This is a genomic window from Mucilaginibacter oryzae (assembly GCF_003148845.1).
GTDB lineage: Bacteria > Bacteroidota > Bacteroidia > Sphingobacteriales > Sphingobacteriaceae > Mucilaginibacter > Mucilaginibacter oryzae.
The window spans coordinates 1-1,938 of sequence record NZ_QGHA01000037.1 but is presented as its reverse complement, the minus strand read 5'-3'; the positions used below and the strand labels follow the sequence as shown (position 1 = coordinate 1,938).

Below are 1,938 nucleotides of genomic sequence, written 5' to 3'. Positions count from 1 at the left end.
GGAATTTGAAAAGGTCATTTTTTTGACCTTAATCATTTATACCATAAATATACTCCTTATCTAAATGATAAAAAAGTTAAAAGCGATTTCCCTGGGGGTAAGGGGGCCTTTTATGCAAAATCCAGAAGAAAGCGATATGAACGCATTAAAAAAATACATGGTGATCCTGCCGATTTCGGCCATTACCATCTTCGTCACTATTCCTAAAGGGGCCGATGCGCAGACCGTTGTCGGATCAGTGATTTCATCGACCGTCGGGCGCGTAATCCGGGCAATCGACCTGAAAATACAAAGCATGCAGAATAAAACGATCTGGCTGCAAAACGCGCAAAAAGCACTTGAAAACCAATTGTCGAAACTAAAGCTAACGGAGATATCCGACTGGTCATCCAAACAAAAAGATCTCTTCGGCCAATACTACCAGGAGTTATGGGACATCAAATCAGCTATTGCCTACTATTCCAAAATTGCCGAACTCACGCAGAAGCAGGCAGCCCTGGTTAATGTTTATACCCACACATGGGGCCTGTTAAAGAATGACCGGCATTTCACCGCGGATGAGCTGAGCTACATGACAAGGGTCTATTCCGGTATCCTGGAAGCAAGTGTAACAGACCTTGACCAGATCCTTGATGTCATTCACTCCGGCAAAACCCAAATGCCTGATGCTTCACGTATGGAACTGATCAACAAGGCGGCCGAACACATGGATTCCAATTATAATGACCTGCAACAGTTCAATAACCAAAACGCGATCCTGAGCATCCAAAGGGCAAAGGATGAAAATGAAGTAATAACCATCAAAAAGTATTATGGAATCAATTAAGCAAAAAGCCGAAAACATAGCGCCAAAAGCTTGTGTGCGCTTTCTGTTTTGCTTTATGCTTTTTGCGTTTAGCTTTCAGCTAACACATGCGCAAAGCTGGGACGAGTGGTTCACCAAAAGAAAACGCAGATCAAATACCTGGAACAGCAAATCGCTGCTTTGAAAGCAGAAGAACTTTCGTTAAGGCAAGGATATGATATGCTGAAAAGCGAGTGGAACGCTATCGCGGGATTTAAGAATGGTGAGTTTGGCCTGCATCAGGGTTACTATCAATCCCTGTCCGAGGTTAAACCGGAAGTCAGGAACAGCGCGAACCTTTCGGCAATACAGGCAGAGCAACAAAGTATTATCAGTCAGTTGAACGCCATCCGGAGCCTCGATGGTTTGGCCGATAATGAACAGGCCTATGTTGCTGAAGTGAGTCAAAATCTCATCACACAGCTTAACAGCGACCTCGACGACCTGCAAAGTGTCCTTACGAACGGAGAACTTCAGATAGGCGATGATGAGCGCATAAACCGGTTGCAGCGGATCAGCGCGTCCATAAAGGATAAATATGTTTTTACCTGCTTTTTCTGCAGGAAAGTTCAACTCTTATGTGCACAGCGACAACAAGACAATCATGAAGTGGAAACGCTAAGGAGGTATTATAAAGTTAAATAAATGGCTACGAAGCCCTCGTAAGGTTTGGGCTGTACTCGTCTTGTGCATCATTCTTTGCAGTGTGGCTTTTCAGCCTTCAAAGGCCCAAACCTCAACCGCGCAGGATACGCAGTAATTGATATTAGATATCGAAAAGCTAACGCAGTTCAAAGCAATTCTATCGGACATGCAGACGGGTTATGCCATCCTTACCCAGGGTTATGGTGCGGTTAAGGACATTTCGGAAGGTAATTTCAACCTGCATTCTGCATTCCTGAACGGCCTGCTGGCTGTAAGCCCCGGAATCAGAAAGTACGGACGGATCGCGGACATTATCGCAAACCAGGCCAGTATCGTTTCGGAGTACAAAAAATCATGGAGACAGGCAAACGCAGGCGGGCGGTTTAACGCTCATGAATTAGCTGTAATAGCCACTATTTGATCTGACAGTTGTGTGTTTTTATAAGTTG

Annotated in this window: 4 protein-coding genes; all 4 read left to right on the top strand. The window is 44.7% G+C overall.

Translation table 11 applies throughout. The annotated features are described in order from the left end of the window. Positions 1 to 136: 136 nt before the first annotated feature. The 4 genes from LX99_RS25270 (at position 137) to LX99_RS25260 (ending at position 1,910) form a co-directional block, all read left to right on the top strand. A complete protein-coding gene (locus LX99_RS25270) occupies positions 137 to 826 on the top strand; it encodes a conjugal transfer protein TraI (RefSeq protein WP_245928015.1) in 690 nt (229 codons plus the stop codon). Further along, the gene (locus tag LX99_RS25865; RefSeq protein ID WP_170122797.1) at positions 813 to 989 is read left to right on the top strand and encodes a hypothetical protein; all 177 of its coding nucleotides are present in this window, start codon (positions 813 to 815) and stop codon (positions 987 to 989) included. The genes LX99_RS25270 and LX99_RS25865 overlap by 14 nt, the downstream gene beginning before the upstream one ends. After that, entirely contained in the window at positions 986 to 1,489 is a 504-nt protein-coding gene (locus LX99_RS25265; protein WP_146203238.1) for a hypothetical protein, read from the top strand. The genes LX99_RS25865 and LX99_RS25265 overlap by 4 nt, the downstream gene beginning before the upstream one ends. A 166-nt stretch (positions 1,490 to 1,655) precedes the next feature. Continuing rightward, positions 1,656 to 1,910, top strand: a complete 255-nt coding sequence (locus LX99_RS25260; RefSeq protein ID WP_109611121.1) for a hypothetical protein — start codon at positions 1,656 to 1,658, stop codon at positions 1,908 to 1,910. Positions 1,911 to 1,938 lie beyond the last annotated feature (28 nt).